The sequence below is a fragment of the Lelliottia sp. RWM.1 genome (genome assembly GCF_016859735.1).
Taxonomy (GTDB): Bacteria; Pseudomonadota; Gammaproteobacteria; order Enterobacterales; family Enterobacteriaceae; genus Enterobacter.
This window is the reverse complement of record NZ_WLVC01000011.1, coordinates 69,893-83,583: the sequence shown is the minus strand read 5'-3', so window position 1 is coordinate 83,583 and position 13,691 is coordinate 69,893. Positions and strand designations below refer to the sequence as shown.

Below are 13,691 nucleotides of genomic sequence, written 5' to 3'. Positions count from 1 at the left end.
CTGAGGTGAACAATGCGTATTAGCACCCAGATGATGTATGAGCAGAACATGCGGGGGATCACTGATTCCCAGAGCAAGTGGTTGGGTTATGGCGAGCAAATGTCGACGGGCAAGCGTGTTAACCGCCCTTCGGATGACCCCATTGCGGCCTCACAGGCTGTGGTTCTGTCTCAGGCACAAACTCAGAATAGCCAGTTTGCGCTTGCCCGTACTTTCGCCTCGCAGAAAGTCTCTCTGGAAGAGAGCGTGTTAACCCAGGTGACACAGGCCATCCAGAGCGCGCAGGAGAAAGTCGTTAACGGTTCCAATGGAACCTTAAGTGATAATGACCGTGCTTCTCTGGCGACCGACCTGAAAGGGTTGCGCGATCAATTGATGAACCTTGCAAACAGCACCGATGGAAATGGTCGTTATATCTTTGCGGGCTATAACACTGAAGCGGCTGCTTTTGACCAGGCAACCGGTGACTACAATGGCGGAAGCACGGCAATTAGCCAGCAGGTTGATGCGGCACGTACCATGCAGATTAGCCATACCGGAACTGAGGTTTTTGCCAGCTTTACCAGCAACGCAACCCCAGAACCTGGTGGTGCTACACCGGAAAAGAACCTCTTCAAGATCCTGGATAATGTGATCACCTCGTTGAACACTCCGGTTGAAGGCAATCAGGCTCAGGCTGAGATTGAAAGTGCCAATATGAGTGTGGCTAATCGCGGTTTGCATAATGCGCTGGAGAACGTTCTGACGGTTCGTGCAGACATTGGTACAAAGATGAATGAACTGAGTCAACTTGATACGCTGGGTGACGATCGTGCACTGGGACAGACTAAGCAGATGAGTGACCTGGTTGATGTTGACTGGAACTCGGCTATTTCGTCTTACACCATGCAGCAGGCTGCATTGCAGGCATCGTATAAAGCGTTCAGTGACATGCAGGGTATGTCTCTGTTCCAGCTTAATAAATAACATTCAGACCTCTTAGAACATGTCTTGAAACTGGACATGTTTTTGCTGCCCAATCCGGGTTTCTGGATTGGGCATTTTTTTTACAGTGACGGAGTCTGCACAGAGGCTGCTACTCGCGCATTTTCAATAAATCGAATAGCAAGGGCGATTGCGCCACAGACGGTAGCCAGTGCCACCACGCCTGACCAGCCAGCAACGCTGTAAATGTTGCTGCCTAAAGCGGAGCCCAGGGCCATTCCAATAAACACCACGGTAAACAGCAATGCGTTCAGGCGACCCCGAGCTTGTGGTTCGAGGCTGTAGACCAGGTTCTGATGTGCGACGAGGCTTGATTGCAGACCGAGGTCAAAGCCGACGGCGGAGAGGGAGATCAGAATCAGTTGCCCGTGAACACCCAGAGCTGGCATCAGGAACATTGCGGCAAAGGAGAGTGTTACCAACGCCGCACCGAGTTGCGTGACTTTTCCTGCGCCCAGTTTGTCTGCCAGACCACCTGCCAACGGAGCTGCTAACGCACCTGCTGCCCCCGCGATACCAAATCCGCCTGCTACAGCACTGCCCAACTGGTAACGCTCAAGCAGCATAACGGCGAGCGTCGACCAGAATGCGCTGAAGGCAATCGAGAGAAAACCCTGAGCCAGTGCCGCACGACGCAATGCCGGGTAGCGACGCCACAGATGTTCCATTGAGCGCATTAACGCCGGATAACTCAGCGTCGAGTGGATCGCAAAACGGGGAAGGACAGCCCACATCACGACGCCGATGAAGGTAATGCTCGCTGCAGCCAACTGATACATCACTCGCCAGCCGAAGGCTTCGCCTACCACACCGCTGACGGTTCTGGACAGTAAAATACCCAGTAGCAGGCCCGTCATAACAGTACCTACGGTTTTGCCTTGCTTTCCTTCTGGCGCAAGGATTGCAGCGGCTGGAACAATATCCTGGGCCATTGTCGCAGCCATCCCGATCAGCAGGCTTGCCAGTAATAACGTGTGCAATTGCCCGGCCAGGCTACAGCCCAACAGGAAGAGTGCCAGCGCGGCGCTCTTAAGCAGGATTAGCGTTCTGCGATCGTGGCGGTCACCCAGAGGCAGAAGAAAGAGTATGCCCAGTGCATAACCTGCTTGTGTCAGAGTGGGGACCATCCCCATGCCTTCAATGCTCAAATGAAGGCCGGAACCCATCAGGGGTAACAGCGGTTGCGCGTAATAAATCGACGCCACGCTAAAGCCAGCCCCAAGAGCCAGCATAAAAATAACCCAGCGACTCGCGGCATGGGTGGCAGTATTTGTTTTCATAAGACGTTCCTCAGTCGTGGTGTGAGGCTATTTTTCAGTACTGCGCCTTGCGGTGGTAGAGTGCCCGGTGGTAAAACACTTATACGTTATACGTATAACCATTAACAATATGAAACGATCTGAGCGTATAGATAGAGTGGAATTAATGCGAACATTCGTTCGCATTGTTGAAACGGGTTCACTCTCTGCGGCAGCAAGGCAGCTCGAGACAACACAGGCTACGGTGAGCCGACGTCTGCAGTCGCTGGAGACACTATTGGGTGTAAAATTGTTGCTTCGCACAACCCATGCCACAAAGCTCACCGATGACGGCGAGCGCTGTTATCAGCATGCCAGACGAGTGATTGATAGCTGGCTGGCGCTGGAAGATGAAGTTGGACAGACCGAAGATGAGCCTGTTGGGGTTTTACGGGTTCGTGTGCCACATGCATTCGGCTAGGAGCAGCTCCTTAACCCCTTAACACAGTTCTTGCAGCGGTATCCGCAGCTAACCGTTGAGTGGATGCTGAACGATAAGTCGGTAGACTTTCTGAGCGACAATCTTGATTGCGCGATCCGTGTTGGGGCTGACATTGACCCCGCTACCGTTTCCGTATTGCTGGCGGAAGTTCCCCGAAGTGTGGTGGCATCACCGGCGCTTTTAGCCCAGTTTCCAGCGGTACGGACGCCAGACGATCTCGCGCGTCTTCCCTGGATTGCCATCAATACTTTCTACCAGCAACACATCGAACTCTTTGACGGCATGTCGCCACAGCCTACCCGAATTGCCATTACGCCACGTCTGAGTACCGACAGCTTGTATGTTGCACGTAATACGGTGCTGACGGGGCTGGGTGTGGCGGTTGTCTCAAGCTGGATTGTTGACGACGATATTCGGGAAGGGCGGCTGGTTCATCTGTTGCCTGACTGGCAGCCGAAAGCATTGCCCGTTCATCTGGTTTATCCGTGGTCCCGGTACTACCCGGCAAGATTGCGGCGGTTTCTTGACATGATGAGGCAGGTGATGCCAGAAATTGCGGGAATGAGAACGCCTGTGAAGCCAGCGTAAATAAAAAAGCCGACCCGGAGGTCGGCTTTTTAGATCTTACCTCTGTTTATTCAACAGGCTGTGGGCGGGTTGCAGGAGCTGTGGCCTGGTGCGTAGCACTGTGACCACCAGCGGAACCTTTACCTTCGAAGTTAAACTCCGGGCGAACCCAGTCGCTTTGACGTGGCGCTTCCGGAACGTATTCCGGGGCAGGTGCGCGAGTCATTGGCGCAGAAGCAACGTGAGCTTGTTCGGTTACATGAACGACCGGCTCAGCATTTACTTCTGGAACACTAACTTCAGCCACTTCAATGGCTTTTACCGGCTCAAGGGCGGTTTCAACCGCTATTGGCGTTTCCTCAACCACAACGTCTTCGGTGACAACAGCTGCAGGTGCAGCAGGTTCAGCCTCTTCAGTAACCTGTTCGGCAACCACGGTTTCTGCTTCAGGAACGATCTGCGGTTCGGCATCAACCGGTGCAGTAATCACTTCAGGATGCGCAGTTTCCACTTCAGCAACTTGTGGCTCAGCCACAATAGTCTGCGACTCAATAACGGCAGCGGCTTCAGTCACCACCTCGTGTGCTGTTTCGACAGGAGCAAATGCCTCTTCGGTAGCGACGCGCTCTTCGGTCTGCTGGTCCTGTGGGCGTGTAACCGGATAGCGGATCCAGACTTTACCTGAAGCCATTTCCGGAGACATACAGGCTACGGTAAGTGGCATTGGGGACTGAGTCGGATAACGCTCATCACGGTAACGACGACGACGCTGGCCGCTTACGCGCAGATGGCGTGGGGAACGACGGGAGCGGCGAGGCATACCGGCGTTATCACGGCCCTCACTGTTTTCATCGTGTTCGGTGCTGTTGTCGACAACGGCTGGCAGATCAACTTTTGCCAGTTGCGTGTTCGGCACGATATCCGCTTTCGGCTCATCGGTGACCACAGAGGTATTTTCCGCTTGCTCACCACCGATGCGCACCTTCTGCGACAGTTGGCGCTGTTTACGGCGTGGCATAACAACCTGTGCTCGCTCTTCCTGTTCCGCTTCCGGTTGCTCAACAGGTTCTTCACGGTTAAGTGCTTTAACTTCCTGCTGCGCCTGACGCTTCTCATCGTTGCGACGACGGTTGCGCTCGCGGCGAGGTTGCTGCTGCTCGTCACGTTGTTTGGCTTTTTCCGGCTCATCACCCGCCTGCTGGCGAATTTCACGATCTTCCACATTTTGCTGTGGTTTCTCGCGGCGGTTACGACGGTTGTCTTCGCGCGGTTCGCGGCCTTCGTTGTTGTCAGAACGATTATCACGGCGCTCATTACGATCGTTGCGATCATTACGGTCGCGACGATTATTTTGTCGTTTACGACGATCCTGCGGACGTTCTTGTTTCTCTTCTTTTGGCTCGACTTTCGGCTGTTCCGGCTGAACTTCTTCGCCTGCAAACATTTTTTTCAGTGCGCCGAAGAAACGACCCAGCAGACCAGGTTCAGTTGACGATGCTTTCGCTGCCGCCGCAGGTTTCTGCGTGGCAGGTTGTGCCACGGTTTTTTCCTGCACAGGTTCTGGCGGTGCTTCAGGCATGATGAAGGTAGCTAACGCTGGCTGCTCAGGCAGTTTGCGCTCAGCGGGTTCTTCATCTGCAGGCAGAGCCATTGCTTCTTCATGAAGCTTAGGCAGCAGGTAGCTAAGTGTAGTGGTCTCTTCACCTTTGCGGACACGCAGCACGGAGTAGTGTGGCGTTTCCATCTGATCGTTTGGCACGATGATGCAACGAACACCACCCTGACGTGATTCTACAGCGCTAACTGCATCACGTTTTTCGTTCAGAAGGTAGGACGCGATAGGCACAGGCACAATCGCATGAACCTCTTTGGTGTTCTCTTTTAATGCTTCTTCTTCAATCAGACGCAGAATAGAGAGAGACAACGATTCGTTATCACGCACTGTACCCGTACCGCTACAGCGTGGGCACACATGGTGGCTCGACTCACCCAGTGACGGGCTGAGTCGCTGACGCGACATTTCCAGCAGGCCAAAACGAGAAATATGGCTAATCTGGATACGTGCACGGTCCTGGCGTACCGCTTCACGCAGACGGTTTTCTACCGCACGCTGGTGGCGTACCGGCGTCATATCGATGAAGTCGATAACGATCAGGCCACCGAGGTCACGCAGGCGTAACTGGCGGGCAATCTCATCGGCAGCTTCAAGGTTTGTATTGAAGGCCGTTTCTTCGATATCTCCGCCGCGAGTAGCACGTGCGGAGTTGATGTCGATAGCGGTCAGCGCTTCCGTGGAGTCGATAACGATGGAACCGCCTGACGGCAGACGCACTTCACGCTGGAAGGCAGACTCGATCTGAGATTCGATCTGATAGTGGCTGAACAGCGGAATCTCACCGGTGTAGAGCTTAATTTTGCTGGTGAAATCTGGGCGTCCCAATGCCGCAATGTGCTGGCGAGCCAGCTCAAGCACTTTCGGGTTATCAATTAAAATTTCACCAATGTCCTGACGCAGGTAGTCACGGAAAGCACGTACAATAACGTTGCTCTCCTGGTGAATCAGGAATGGTGCAGGGCGGCTATCAGCCGCTTTCTGGATAGCTTCCCAATGCTTCAGGCGGAAGCTTAGGTCCCACTGCAGCGCTTCTGCAGATTTACCCACGCCCGCAGTACGAACGATAAGACCCATACCATCTGGCAATTCGAGGCTTGCCAGCGCTTCTTTCAGTTCAGTGCGATCGTCGCCTTCGATGCGACGGGAGATACCACCCGCGCGCGGGTTGTTTGGCATCAGAACCAGGTAACTACCTGCCAGGCTGATAAAGGTGGTCAGCGCAGCGCCTTTGTTGCCGCGTTCTTCTTTATCGATCTGGACGATGACTTCCTGGCCTTCACGCAGAACGTCTTTAATGTTCGGGCGACCATGGGAGTTATAGTTGGCAGGGAAGTATTCGCGGGCAATTTCTTTAAGAGGAAGGAAACCGTGACGCTCAGCACCATAATCAACGAATGCGGCTTCAAGGCTGGGTTCAATGCGGGTGATTTTGCCTTTGTAAATGTTCGCTTTTTTCTGTTCGTGTCCAGGACTTTCAATATCCAGATCGTACAGACGCTGCCCATCCACAAGGGCGACACGCAACTCTTCTTGCTGAGTTGCGTTGATTAACATTCTTTTCATCGTAACTTACTCATTATTCTTACATTGACGACAAAGCTGCGGGCAAGGTGACGCTTTCCGGGGTATGAACCGATGGCCTCGTGACTGTTCACGTCGCCAACCTCACGGTTGTCGCTCGCTTAAGAGGCGCAGAGTGTCGGTTGCCTGTATTTCATAGGGAAATACAGCGCAATTATCAGGGGAACAGCCTGGGTAAAACTCTCCAGAGAATATTCCATTTACCGGGAAGTACTGCAACCCGCAGCCCGCTAACTGTCTGAAAGATCAATACGTCTTACGCCATTGCTGCGTGGATGATCGGTCAGACAAAATTGGTCATTCCGTCGACATCCTTACTTAACCAGGATTTAACACGGAAAACAGCCTCATTATTCCACTGCTCGCCGGGTTATAGCAAGATGACTTTTACCAATTATCACCCGGTTACTCACAGTTTCTCCACTTCAAAGCGGTGATTGGTTTAATAACCACCAAATCGATTGCGTGAAAGGGAAGCGGGCCGGATAAAAGTAAATATAAGCATAGAAAAATGAGTGGCGCTAATGGCTGACGATATTTAGAATCGCCAACCATGAAAACAGAGACTCCATCGGTAAAAATAATTGCCATCGCGGATGACTACGCAGGGCAACGAATCGACAATTTTTTGCGCACTCAATTAAAGGGTGTGCCGAAAAGCATGATTTATCGCATCTTGCGTAAAGGCGAAGTTCGGGTGAACAAAAAGCGCGTGAAGCCTGAGTACAAGCTAGAAGCCGGCGATGAAGTGCGTATCCCTCCTGTCCGCGTTGCGGAGCGTGAAGAGGAAGTGGTTTCACCTAAGTTGCAGAAAGTCGCGGCCCTGAGTGATGTGATCCTCTATGAGGACGATCATATTCTGGTGTTGAACAAACCTTCCGGTACAGCAGTACACGGCGGTAGCGGCCTAAGCTTCGGTGTCATTGAGGGACTGCGGGCATTACGACCAGAGGCGCGCTTCCTGGAGTTAGTGCATCGCCTGGATCGTGATACGTCTGGTGTTCTTCTGGTGGCGAAAAAGCGTTCTGCTTTGCGCTCGCTCCACGAGCAATTACGCGAGAAGGGGATGCAGAAAGATTATCTGGCACTGGTCCGTGGTCAGTGGCAATCCCATGTCAAAGTAGTTCAGGCTCCTTTGCTGAAAAATATTCTGCAAAGCGGCGAGCGCATTGTGCGTGTAAGCCAGGAAGGCAAACCCTCAGAAACGCGTTTCAAAGTAGAAGAGCGTTATGAATTTGCCACGCTGGTACGCTGTAGCCCGGTCACGGGTCGCACACACCAGATCCGTGTCCATACGCAACATGCCGGACATCCTATCGCATTCGACGATCGCTACGGCGACCGTGAGTTCGATAAGCAACTCGCCGGGACGGGGTTATCACGTCTGTTCCTGCATGCCGCAGCGCTGAAGTTTACCCATCCGGGAACGGGTGAGGTGATGCGTATTGAAGCGCCAATGGATGAACAACTGAAGCGTTGCCTTAAGGTTTTGAGAAACGCAATGTGATAAAGAAACCGGCTGTAGCCGGTTTTTTTATGCCGTCAGCGGATTGAAGTGCTCGCGGCGCAACATCTGGCACAGGGCAATTAGTGGAAGCCCGACAAGCGTGTTTGGGTCACGGCCGTCCAGTTTTTCAAAGAGCGCAATTCCCAGGCCTTCGCTTTTAAAGCTGCCAGCACAGTTCAGTGGACGTTCCCGACGCACATAGTCGATAATCTCTTGCTCGCTGAGATGGCGAAAGTGTACATCGAAAGGTTCGCACTCGGTCTGTAAATGCCCGGATGCAGAGTTATACAGTGCAAGCCCGGTATAAAAGGTAACAATATTGCCGCGTGCGCTCATGAGCTGCCGGCACGCGTTTTCTTCAGTATGAGGTTTTCCGGTGATTTCACCCTCCAGTACACAAACCTGATCTGAACCTATAATCAGATGTGCGGGATAACGAGCGGCCAGTGATTGTGCTTTTTCCTGAGCCAGACGAGTGACCAGATGACGTGGTGATTCTCCTGGCTGTGGCGTCTCATCTACAGTCGGCGCTGCGCATTCAAATGGGATCCCGAGCTTTTCCAGCAGCATTCGGCGGTAGGGTGATGTCGAGGCGAGAACGAGATTTGGCATATTTTTATCACCAGATATAGCGTATCGATGCCAGCCATTTTAAACTACTGGCCGCAATGTGTGCGAATAATTGGCAAAAGGCAGCCCAGGTTGCCTTTTTCTTTGACTATATGACGTTACAAAGTTAATATGCGCGCCCTATGCAAAAGGTAAAATTACCCCTGACTCTTGATCCGGTTCGTACGGCTCAAAAACGCCTTGATTACGAAGGTATCTATACTTCCGATCAGGCTGAACGTATTGCCGAATCTGTAGTCAGTGTGGACAGTGATGTAGAATGTAGCATGTCGTTTGCTATCGATAACCAGCGCCTTGCCGTTTTGACCGGCGATGCAAAGGTGACGGTAACGCTCGAGTGTCAGCGTTGCGGGAAACCGTTTGTACAACATGTTCACACAACATATTGTTTCAGTCCGGTTCGTTCTAACGAACAGGCTGAAGCACTCCCGGAAGCGTATGAGCCGATTGAGGTTAACGAATTCGGTGAAATCGATCTGCTTGCTTTGGTCGAAGATGAAATCATCCTCACCTTGCCAGTAGTTCCGGTGCATGATTCTGAACACTGTGAAGTGTCCGAGGCGGACATGGTCTTTGGGGAATTGCCTGATGAAGCGCAAAAACCAAACCCATTTGCCGTATTAGCCAGCTTAAAGCGTAAGTAATTGAGGAGTAAGGTCCATGGCCGTACAACAGAATAAACCAACCCGTTCCAAACGTGGCATGCGTCGTTCCCATGACGCGCTGACTGCAGTTACCAGCCTGTCTGTAGACAAGACTTCTGGTGAGAAACACCTGCGTCACCACATCACTGCTGACGGTTTCTACCGCGGCCGCAAGGTTATCACTAAGTAATCACGCGCAAGCGTGATGAGGCTTAGTGAGGATTTCCCCGCGCAAGCGGGGAATCACCAAACCGGGCAGCGTAGATACCTTGACACGTCTAACCCTGGCGTTAGATGTCATGGGGGGAGATTTTGGCCCATCCGTGACAGTGCCTGCAGCATTGCAGGCACTGAATTCTAATTCGCAACTCACACTTCTTTTAGTCGGTAATCCCGACACCATCACGCCATTACTTGCAAAAGCTGACTTCGAACAACGTTCTCGTCTGCAGATAATTCCTGCGCAGTCAGTTATTGCCAGTGATGCACGACCATCACAGGCTATTCGCAATAGCCGTGGTAGTTCTATGCGAGTTGCGCTGGAGCTGGTGAAAGAAGGGCGAGCGCAGGCTTGCGTCAGCGCGGGAAATACCGGTGCGCTGATGGGACTTGCAAAATTACTGCTCAAACCCATCGAGGGGATTGAGCGTCCGGCGCTGGTGACGGTACTGCCGCACCAGCAAAAGGGCAAAACGGTGGTGCTTGATCTGGGTGCAAACGTCGATTGTGATAGTACAATGCTGGCGCAATTTGCCGTAATGGGCTCAGTGCTGGCTGAAGATGTACTCGGAATCAATAATCCCCGCGTGGCGTTACTGAATATCGGTGAAGAAGAGACAAAAGGCCTGGACAGCATTCGCGATGCTGCTGAATTACTCAAACAGGTTCCTTCTATCAACTATATTGGTTATCTCGAAGCTAACGAGTTGCTGACGGGAAAAACTGATGTGCTGGTGTGTGATGGCTTTACCGGAAATGTAACTCTGAAAACCATGGAAGGGGTCGTAAGAATGTTCCTCTCGCTGCTTAAATCGCAGGGCGAAGGGAAAAAAAGGTCCTGGTGGCTGATTATTTTGAAGCGTTGGTTACAAAAAAGCCTGACGCGGCGATTCAGTCACCTCAACCCCGACCAGTATAATGGCGCCTGTCTGTTAGGATTGCGCGGCATTGTGATTAAAAGTCACGGTGCTGCCAATCAGCGAGCATTTTCTGTCGCGATTGAACAGGCAGTGCAGGCGGTGCAGCGACAAGTCCCACAGCGGATTGCCGCTCGCCTGGAATCTGTATTAGCAAAAAGTGACTGAGCGTACATGTATACGAAGATTATAGGTACCGGCAGTTATCTGCCAAAACAAGTGCGAACTAACGCCGACCTGGAAAAAATGGTAGATACGTCTGACGAGTGGATTGTCTCACGCACAGGTATCCGTGAACGCCGTATCGCCGCGCCAGATGAAACGGTTGCTACCATGGGCTATGAGGCCGCACAGCGCGCACTCGAAATGGCTGGCATCGATAAAGAACAGATCGGTTTGATTGTGGTAGCTACCACCTCCGCGACTCATGCGTTTCCAAGTGCGGCATGCCAGGTTCAAAATATGCTTGGCATTAAGGGCTGCCCGGCATTCGATGTTGCCGCTGCTTGTGCAGGGTTTACCTATGCACTAAGCATTGCCGATCAGTATGTGAAATCTGGCGCAGTGAAGTATGCGCTGGTTATCGGTGCTGATGTTCTGGCACGTACCTGCAATCCAGAAGATCGCGGGACAATTATTATTTTTGGTGATGGTGCTGGCGCTGTGCTGCTCGGGCAGTCAGAAGAGCCTGGTATCATCTCCACGCATTTACATGCTGACGGTAGCTACGGCGAGCTGTTGACGCTGCCTAACGCGGATCGCGTGAATCCGGACAACTCGATTTACCTGACAATGGCAGGTAATGAAGTGTTTAAAGTGGCAGTGACTGAATTGGCGCACATCGTTGACGAAACGCTGGAAGCAAACAATCTCGAACGCACTGCGCTCGACTGGCTTGTACCGCATCAGGCGAATCTGCGTATCATTAGCGCAACGGCCAAAAAACTGGGTATGTCGATGGACAACGTTGTTGTGACTTTGGATCGTCACGGTAATACTTCTGCGGCATCAGTACCTTGTGCGTTTGATGAGGCGGTACGTGATGGACGAATCAAACGCGGTCAACTTGTCTTGCTTGAGGCCTTTGGTGGCGGTTTCACCTGGGGTTCCGCGCTGGTTCGTTTCTAGTATAAGGATAAAAAGATGACGCAATTTGCTTTTGTGTTCCCAGGTCAGGGTTCTCAGGCTATGGGTATGCTGTCTGATATGGCGGCGACCTATCCGGTAATTGAAGAGACGTTCCGTGAAGCGTCCGATGCGCTGGGCTACGATCTTTGGGCACTGACGCAACAGGGCCCGGCTGAAGAACTGAACAAAACCTGGCAGACACAGCCTGCATTGCTGACCGCATCATTTGCACTGTGGCGTGTGTGGCAACAGCAGGGTGGCAAAGCGCCTGCTCTGCTTGCTGGTCACAGCCTGGGTGAGTACTCTGCTCTGGTATGTGCTGGAGTGATTGCATTTGCGGATGCTGTTCGCTTGGTCGAAATGCGCGGTAAATTCATGCAGGAAGCTGTGCCGGAAGGTACGGGCGGAATGTCAGCGATTATTGGCCTGGATGATGCCGCTATTGCGAAAGCATGCGAAGAATCGGCGGAAGGTCAGGTGGTTTCACCTGTAAACTTCAACTCTCCTGGGCAGGTGGTTATCGCCGGTCATAAAGAAGCGGTTGAGCGTGCCGGTGCTGCCTGTAAAGCAGCTGGTGCAAAACGCGCGCTGCCGCTGCCGGTAAGCGTGCCATCTCACTGCGCATTGATGAAGCCTGCAGCAGATAAACTGGCGGTTGAACTGGAAAAAATTACGTTTAATGCCCCGGTAATCTCTGTTGTGAACAACGTTGATGTTAAATGCGAAACTGCACCGGAAGCTATCCGTAATGCACTGATTCGCCAGCTTTACAGCCCTGTACAGTGGACGAAAACCGTTGAGTTTATGGCTTCGCAAGGCGTTGAACATCTGTATGAAGTTGGTCCTGGTAAAGTCCTCACCGGTCTGACAAAACGTATTGTTGACACCCTGACTGCCTCGGCGATTAACGAGCCGGAAGCGATGTCAGCGGCACTCTCGCAATAAAAGAGGAATACCATGAGTTTTGAAGGAAAAATCGCACTGGTTACCGGCGCAAGCCGTGGTATCGGGCGTGCAATTGCTGAAACACTGGTTGCGCGTGGCGCGAAAGTGATTGGTACAGCAACCAGCGAGAATGGCGCTCAGGCCATCAGTGAGTATCTTGGTGCAAATGGTAAAGGTCTGGTACTGAATGTGACCGATCCTGCATCTATCGAATCTGTTCTGGGAAATATTCGTGCAGAGTTTGGCGAAGTCGATATTCTGGTAAATAATGCCGGTATCACTCGCGACAACCTGCTGATGCGAATGAAAGATGATGAGTGGAACGATATTATCGAAACCAACCTGTCATCTGTTTTCCGTCTGTCAAAAGCGGTAATGCGCGCTATGATGAAAAAGCGTCATGGTCGTATTATCACTGTTGGTTCCGTGGTTGGTACCATGGGAAATGCTGGTCAGGCTAACTACGCTGCGGCGAAAGCAGGTCTGATCGGTTTCAGTAAATCGTTGGCACGTGAAGTCGCGTCCCGCGGTATTACTGTAAACGTTGTTGCTCCGGGTTTTATTGAAACGGACATGACGCGTGCGCTGACTGATGAGCAGCGTGCGGGTACGCTGGCAGCAGTTCCTGCGGGTCGTTTAGGCGATCCAAAAGAAATTGCCAGCGCGGTTGCATTTTTAGCCTCTGACGAGGCGAGTTACATCACTGGTGAGACTCTCCACGTCAACGGCGGGATGTACATGGTTTAACCACGATGAAAAATATTTGCGTTATTAGGGCGAATGGCCTCAAAATAACGTAAAATCGTGGTAAGACCTGCCGGGATTTAGTTGCAAATTTTTCAACATTTTATACACTACGAAAACCATCGCGAAAGCGAGTTTTGATAGGAAATTTAAGAGTATGAGCACTATCGAAGAACGCGTTAAGAAAATTATCGGCGAACAGCTGGGCGTTAAGCAGGAAGAAGTTGTGAACTCCGCTTCCTTCGTTGAAGACCTGGGCGCAGATTCTCTTGACACCGTTGAGCTGGTAATGGCTCTGGAAGAAGAGTTTGATACTGAGATTCCGGACGAAGAAGCTGAGAAAATCACCACCGTTCAGGCTGCCATTGATTACATCAACGGTCACCAGGCGTAAGTGAACATCTCCAGGCGGTCATTCGACCGCCTGAGTTTTATCTTTTTTAGACCCACAAATCTCTTTTTTTATCCCT

At 51.9% G+C, this 13,691-nt stretch carries 12 protein-coding genes and 1 pseudogene; 10 read left to right on the top strand and 3 right to left on the bottom strand.

Annotated features, from left to right (window positions below; all coding sequences use genetic code 11):
• The first annotated feature begins 12 nt into the window (after nucleotides 1-12).
• Nucleotides 13-966: a flagellar hook-associated protein FlgL gene (flgL, locus tag GF617_RS11110; RefSeq protein ID WP_181623060.1), complete on the top strand. Its 954-nt coding sequence runs from the start codon at nucleotides 13-15 to the stop codon at nucleotides 964-966.
• A gap of 80 nt (nucleotides 967-1,046) precedes the next feature.
• Here flgL and GF617_RS11105 read toward each other — a convergent pair whose 3' ends face one another.
• On the bottom strand, nucleotides 1,047-2,264 hold the full coding sequence (locus tag GF617_RS11105; RefSeq protein WP_203451684.1) for an MFS transporter: 1,218 nt from the start codon (nucleotides 2,262-2,264) through the stop codon (nucleotides 1,047-1,049).
• Between the two features lie 109 nt (nucleotides 2,265-2,373).
• Here GF617_RS11105 and GF617_RS11100 point away from each other — a divergent pair.
• Nucleotides 2,374-3,312 (top strand): annotated as a pseudogene (locus tag GF617_RS11100) (LysR family transcriptional regulator).
• Between the two features lie 46 nt (nucleotides 3,313-3,358).
• Here GF617_RS11100 and rne read toward each other — a convergent pair.
• Complete coding sequence (rne, locus tag GF617_RS11095; protein ID WP_203451683.1) at nucleotides 3,359-6,469, bottom strand: ribonuclease E; 3,111 nt, start codon at nucleotides 6,467-6,469, stop codon at nucleotides 3,359-3,361.
• Nucleotides 6,470-7,040: 571 nt separating this feature from the next.
• Between rne and rluC the strand changes: the two genes are divergently transcribed.
• On the top strand, nucleotides 7,041-7,994 hold the full coding sequence (rluC, locus tag GF617_RS11090) for a 23S rRNA pseudouridine(955/2504/2580) synthase RluC (RefSeq protein WP_181623064.1): 954 nt from the start codon (nucleotides 7,041-7,043) through the stop codon (nucleotides 7,992-7,994).
• A gap of 27 nt (nucleotides 7,995-8,021) precedes the next feature.
• Here rluC and GF617_RS11085 read toward each other — a convergent pair whose 3' ends face one another.
• Nucleotides 8,022-8,606, bottom strand: coding sequence for a nucleoside triphosphate pyrophosphatase (locus GF617_RS11085; RefSeq protein WP_181623065.1), 585 nt, complete (start codon nucleotides 8,604-8,606; stop codon nucleotides 8,022-8,024).
• A 140-nt stretch (nucleotides 8,607-8,746) separates the two neighbouring features.
• Here GF617_RS11085 and yceD point away from each other — a divergent pair, with 140 nt between their 5' ends.
• The 7 genes from yceD (at nucleotide 8,747) to acpP (ending at nucleotide 13,615) form a co-directional block, all read left to right on the top strand.
• Complete coding sequence (yceD, locus tag GF617_RS11080) at nucleotides 8,747-9,268, top strand: 23S rRNA accumulation protein YceD (RefSeq protein WP_203451682.1); 522 nt, start codon at nucleotides 8,747-8,749, stop codon at nucleotides 9,266-9,268.
• A 16-nt stretch (nucleotides 9,269-9,284) separates the two neighbouring features.
• On the top strand, nucleotides 9,285-9,458 hold the full coding sequence (gene rpmF / locus GF617_RS11075) for a 50S ribosomal protein L32 (protein ID WP_003857964.1): 174 nt from the start codon (nucleotides 9,285-9,287) through the stop codon (nucleotides 9,456-9,458).
• Nucleotides 9,459-9,537: 79 nt separating this feature from the next.
• The gene (plsX, locus tag GF617_RS11070; RefSeq protein ID WP_181623067.1) at nucleotides 9,538-10,572 is read left to right on the top strand and encodes a phosphate acyltransferase PlsX; all 1,035 of its coding nucleotides are present in this window, start codon (nucleotides 9,538-9,540) and stop codon (nucleotides 10,570-10,572) included.
• Nucleotides 10,573-10,578: 6 nt separating this feature from the next.
• Nucleotides 10,579-11,532, top strand: a complete 954-nt coding sequence (locus GF617_RS11065) for a beta-ketoacyl-ACP synthase III (RefSeq protein ID WP_203451681.1) — start codon at nucleotides 10,579-10,581, stop codon at nucleotides 11,530-11,532.
• 15 nt (nucleotides 11,533-11,547) lie between these two features.
• Complete coding sequence (fabD, locus tag GF617_RS11060) at nucleotides 11,548-12,477, top strand: ACP S-malonyltransferase (protein ID WP_203451680.1); 930 nt, start codon at nucleotides 11,548-11,550, stop codon at nucleotides 12,475-12,477.
• A gap of 12 nt (nucleotides 12,478-12,489) precedes the next feature.
• Nucleotides 12,490-13,224 carry a 3-oxoacyl-ACP reductase FabG gene (gene fabG, locus GF617_RS11055; protein WP_181623070.1) on the top strand — a complete coding sequence of 245 codons (735 nt, stop codon included), beginning with the start codon at nucleotides 12,490-12,492 and terminating at the stop codon, nucleotides 13,222-13,224.
• 154 nt (nucleotides 13,225-13,378) lie between these two features.
• Nucleotides 13,379-13,615: an acyl carrier protein gene (gene acpP, locus GF617_RS11050; RefSeq protein WP_003857954.1), complete on the top strand. Its 237-nt coding sequence runs from the start codon at nucleotides 13,379-13,381 to the stop codon at nucleotides 13,613-13,615.
• Nucleotides 13,616-13,691: the final 76 nt, after the last annotated feature.

What these genes read in the sequence shown, in the direction of transcription:
- flgL (WP_181623060.1), top strand. Translation starts at nt 13, where the DNA reads ATGCGTATTAGCACCCAGATGATGTATGAGCAGAACATGCGGGGGATC.
- GF617_RS11105 (WP_203451684.1), bottom strand. Translation starts at nt 2,264, where the DNA reads ATGAAAACAAATACTGCCACCCATGCCGCGAGTCGCTGGGTTATTTTT.
- rne (WP_203451683.1), bottom strand. Translation starts at nt 6,469, where the DNA reads ATGAAAAGAATGTTAATCAACGCAACTCAGCAAGAAGAGTTGCGTGTC.
- rluC (WP_181623064.1), top strand. Translation starts at nt 7,041, where the DNA reads ATGAAAACAGAGACTCCATCGGTAAAAATAATTGCCATCGCGGATGAC.
- GF617_RS11085 (WP_181623065.1), bottom strand. Translation starts at nt 8,606, where the DNA reads ATGCCAAATCTCGTTCTCGCCTCGACATCACCCTACCGCCGAATGCTG.
- yceD (WP_203451682.1), top strand. Translation starts at nt 8,747, where the DNA reads ATGCAAAAGGTAAAATTACCCCTGACTCTTGATCCGGTTCGTACGGCT.
- rpmF (WP_003857964.1), top strand. Translation starts at nt 9,285, where the DNA reads ATGGCCGTACAACAGAATAAACCAACCCGTTCCAAACGTGGCATGCGT.
- GF617_RS11065 (WP_203451681.1), top strand. Translation starts at nt 10,579, where the DNA reads ATGTATACGAAGATTATAGGTACCGGCAGTTATCTGCCAAAACAAGTG.
- fabD (WP_203451680.1), top strand. Translation starts at nt 11,548, where the DNA reads ATGACGCAATTTGCTTTTGTGTTCCCAGGTCAGGGTTCTCAGGCTATG.
- fabG (WP_181623070.1), top strand. Translation starts at nt 12,490, where the DNA reads ATGAGTTTTGAAGGAAAAATCGCACTGGTTACCGGCGCAAGCCGTGGT.
- acpP (WP_003857954.1), top strand. Translation starts at nt 13,379, where the DNA reads ATGAGCACTATCGAAGAACGCGTTAAGAAAATTATCGGCGAACAGCTG.